Below are 4,171 nucleotides of genomic sequence, written 5' to 3'. Positions count from 1 at the left end.
ATAAGAACCCGAATAATGAGATGTTGACATTGTCTCGTTCCGAATATCAAGCCGCATGTCGGTTCCGTCTAAGATATCTCCCAAAGCTTCATGCGGTAATTTTTCCACCGGAGTCTTGAGGTCATGTCCGTATTGTTTGCATATTGCTTCAATCTGCCAGAAAATAAGCGAGTTTTTATAGCGACCCAACGGTACAATCGCACCATCATATATTGATTTGGTCTTGTCTGGAATGACCTTCTCTTCATCGACCGCCGACACAAATCCAAGTCCTTTGCAACGTCTGCACGCACCTTGCGGCGAATTGAAGGAGAAATTATGAGGTGCAGGCTCAGGATACGAAAGACCTGTTTCAGGATCCATTAGGTGCTGACTGTAGTGTCTCACTTCTCCTGAATCCATATCCATTACCATCATCTGTTTGTCACCTTGTTTCAAGGCAGACTCTACTGTAGAACGTAAGCGTTGCATATCAGACGTTGAGGCTTTCATCCTGTCTATTACAAGTTCAACAGTATGATTCTGATAACGGTTAAGCTTCATGCCATATTCAAGTTCAGTAAGTTCCCCGTCTACCCTGACATACAGATAACCCTTTTTTCTTAGATTCTCAAAGAGTTCCTTATAATGACCTTTCCTGTTTTTCACAAGAGGTGCAAGAACATAAATCTTTTTGCCTTCGTATTGCTCTACAATCAGATCGACTATCTTGTCTTTTGTATATTTCACCATCGGGGAACCCGACAGATAGCTCTTCGCTTCTCCCATACGTGCAAAAAGAAGACGGAAGAAATCATAAATCTCTGTTGTGGTCCCGATTGTGCTTCGCGGATTTTTGTTGACTGTCTTCTGCTCTATGCTGATAACAGGACTAAGACCGGTTATCTTGTCAACGTCTGGCCTTTCAAGCGATCCGAGCATATTACGTGCATAAGATGAAAATGTCTCGATATATCTGCGTTGCCCTTCAGCAAATATAGTATCAAAGGCAAGCGAAGATTTACCGCTGCCACTTAATCCGGTAATCACACTCAATGAGTTGTGGGGGATAGTCACATCTATATTCTTAAGGTTATGGACCCGCGCGCCATAAACATCGACTGACCCTGCACTTTCTATATTATTGATATCCTGGTTCATATTTTTTCTGCTTACTACTAAGCAACAAATAACGTGCCATTATTCTCCGGACGCCCCCGAAGAATTGCCGATTTTACGATATCTTAAGATATTTATATCTCCACCCTTTTTATATTTCTTGCCATCAGCACCCTTGGCTTCAATAACATAATAATATACACCCGGACTTACTGTCTTACCGTGATGCTTGCCGTCCCATCCGAGTTCTGGACGATCAAAATAAAACAGCTGATGCCCGTTTCTGTCAAATATCCAGCATTTGAACTCGACAAGCGACCTATAGCCGACTTTCCATGTATCATTCACACCATCGCCGTCTGGAGAAAATACATTAGGAATACGGAGATCTGACGCGCCGATTCCTATTTCATATGTTTCTCCCGTTGCCTCACAACTACCGTCAGCGTTGCTCCCTATAAACCTGACATAAAACTTGCCTTCCTGATCAAATGTGTATGTAAGGTCCCTTTCGTTAAACCGATATCTGACATATTCAAATTCAGGATCATCTGCAATCTGCCATTCGTTATGTAATACCGCATCTGTGACATAAGCATAAAAAGTAAAATCAGCCGGTGCTGACCCCCCAAGCATGGTTCCGTCACTTTTAATCATGTTCGAAGCATCGTCAGGTGCAAGATTTGTCTGCACTGCCTCGGTGTTCACATCAATCCCATTAGCCTCTATTATTGACGATTCCAATGTTTTGCCCAATCCCCATGTCTTGAGGAACCTGTCACCTGAGACAGTTACCGTTGTATTGCAATAGAAAGGAGGACGAAGTGTAAGCGGAGTCTGCAGATATTCAAATCCGTCAGTTTTTTCAACAAGAGAATAACAATTATTCTCATTATCCCATTCAAGCGTATTATATGATAACTCTATATTACGGCTCAGAGTGCATTGCCGACCGCTGACCGAATAATATCTTATCTGATCACCTGAGCCAATGACTGTGATTTTTGTCATATCGCAATCCTGCTCCGGATATGCTTCTATTGAACTTATGTCGAAATGCTTGCCTGCATAATCAACTACCCAGAAACAATACCGGTTGCCGCCATCTTCCACAATATACCCCATATCCCCTTTCGGATTATGGATAAAAGCTGTTGTACCGGTAATCGAAACCGGCTGTTCAATCGCATAACCGCCACCGAGATTGCTGTATATCAACACCCGAAAATCTGACGGAGCAATGATATTACCTATGCTTATAAAGGACACTTCTTTGATATCATATATCGTAAAGACATCATTCAAACCGGTCGATGCCTCCGGCTTGTCTTTTATGACAGTGTGTCTGCTTCCCGAGAATTCAATATCCAGAGCATAGGATTCCGTCGCAGACAAAAATGCCGCCAGGATCATTAAAAGGATAAATTCTTTATTCTTCATAATTATCAGGCAAGCTATATAAGCAAGCATTCGGATCAATTTAAATTATTACATGGCTTGTTGAGGTGTATCCCATAGCCATCGCTTACTTACATAGAATCTCGCTACTAACTAAACGCATTTATATGATATCTTATTGAAGTGATTTAAACTTTTTTCATCATTAAGAAACTGTTTATTTTCGTTGCGAATCCCTTGCGACAGCATTCATCACTTCATTATTTGGCGGAGGGCCACGGGAAATTTGACGGATTAAGTGTCAGATGAATATTCTTTCTGCTAAGTCTCACCTCTATGTATTCGGTAAGTTTCTTTCTTTCCTGCTGTGTCAGACCTCCGGGAGCGTTAACAAAAAGCATACTGACTGTGTCGGTTGCTGTGCCCCCGACTTGTGTCGCTACCATGTGAGACAGTGCTATGTCTTTTATCGATGGAAACAAGACTTTGACTTCAGGAGAGACTCTTACGCTCTCGTCCGAAAATTGCTTATGCAGACTGACAAGAGACTTTAGCGAATCAATCTCGTTCTGACGGCTTGCTATCTCTGCCTGCATAAGTTTATAAAACTGATTGAAATTCTCTTCTTCATTTATTTCATTTTTAGTCATTGAGAATCCTTGCTTTATATTCAACACTGTTCCCCCAAGTCCCACTGAATCAAGCTTATTCGTCATGGCGAGTTGAAGAGAATCTTTAGGCAATGCTGCTCCTATTAAGGTCACATCGATGTAACGCTTCCCGTTTTCCACATATTCCTTGTGATTCAAAACCTGAGTATTGGGAAATACCATCTCCTTTTCGACAAAACTTGCGGCATTGTTAACGAAAATATTTGTGCGTATCATATTTACAGTAAGATAGACTGAAATCGCTACAGTTGCTCCTACGATCCAGTACACTATAGTCTGAATTCTTTTTGCGCGCCTGTCGTCATTATAGACAATCTTTCTGTATCTCATCAGTTTCACACCAATCCATGTTGCGAAAAGAATAAAGATGGTATTTGTAAAGAATAAATATAATGCTCCAAGAAAAAATTTCATCTGTAAAGTAGCCAATCCGTATCCTGCGGTACACAGCGGTGGCATGAGCGAAGTAGCGATAGCAACCCCCGGCATCACCTGCCCTTTGTTTCTGCAGGCGATGCTGAGTATGCCTGCGGCACCGCCGAATAATGCTACGAACACATCGTAGATGGATGGCGAAGTTCTTGCCAAAAGCTGACTCGACCCTTCATACTGGGGAGAAATAAGGAAATATATGGCAGACGTTAGTATCGAACCTATCATGGCTGCCATTACATTCTTAAGACCTCGCTTCAACAATACGAAATCCTGTATGCCTATCGCAAGTCCCATACCAATTATGGGTCCCATAAGTGGAGAAATAAGCATCGCGCCGATTATCACAGGTATACTGTTGGTATTAAGCCCAAGCGACGCTATGAATATAGCGAATATCAATACCATAAGTTGCGAACCTTTGAACGAGACTCCGCTCCTTATGCTTTGCTCCGCATCTAATTGCGGTTCAAGATCTTCTGCGACATTGAAATATGATTTGACATCAATCCAGAATTTTTTCCAGCCTGTCTTTACGGTCGATTTTAATTCCATGACACTGTTTATATGGG

At 41.9% G+C, this 4,171-nt stretch carries 2 protein-coding genes and 1 pseudogene; all 3 read right to left on the bottom strand.

All coding sequences use genetic code 11. The features are described from left to right. A pseudogene (locus tag JX312_RS09860) lies at positions 1-1,140 on the bottom strand (excinuclease ABC subunit UvrA); the annotation flags it as partial. 39 nt (positions 1,141-1,179) lie between these two features. Further along, positions 1,180-2,538: a gliding motility-associated C-terminal domain-containing protein gene (locus JX312_RS09855; RefSeq protein WP_204457870.1), complete on the bottom strand. Its 1,359-nt coding sequence runs from the start codon at positions 2,536-2,538 to the stop codon at positions 1,180-1,182. Positions 2,539-2,756: 218 nt separating this feature from the next. Continuing rightward, positions 2,757-4,171, bottom strand: a 1,415-nt coding sequence (locus JX312_RS09850) for a TIGR00341 family protein (RefSeq protein WP_204457869.1), incomplete at its 5' end; no start/stop codon positions are given.

The organism is Barnesiella sp. CU968 (assembly GCF_905219685.1).
Taxonomy (GTDB): Bacteria; Bacteroidota; Bacteroidia; order Bacteroidales; family Muribaculaceae; genus Lepagella; species Lepagella muris_A.
Note: the sequence above shows the minus strand (reverse complement) of the source record. Positions and strands in the feature narration are given on the sequence as shown.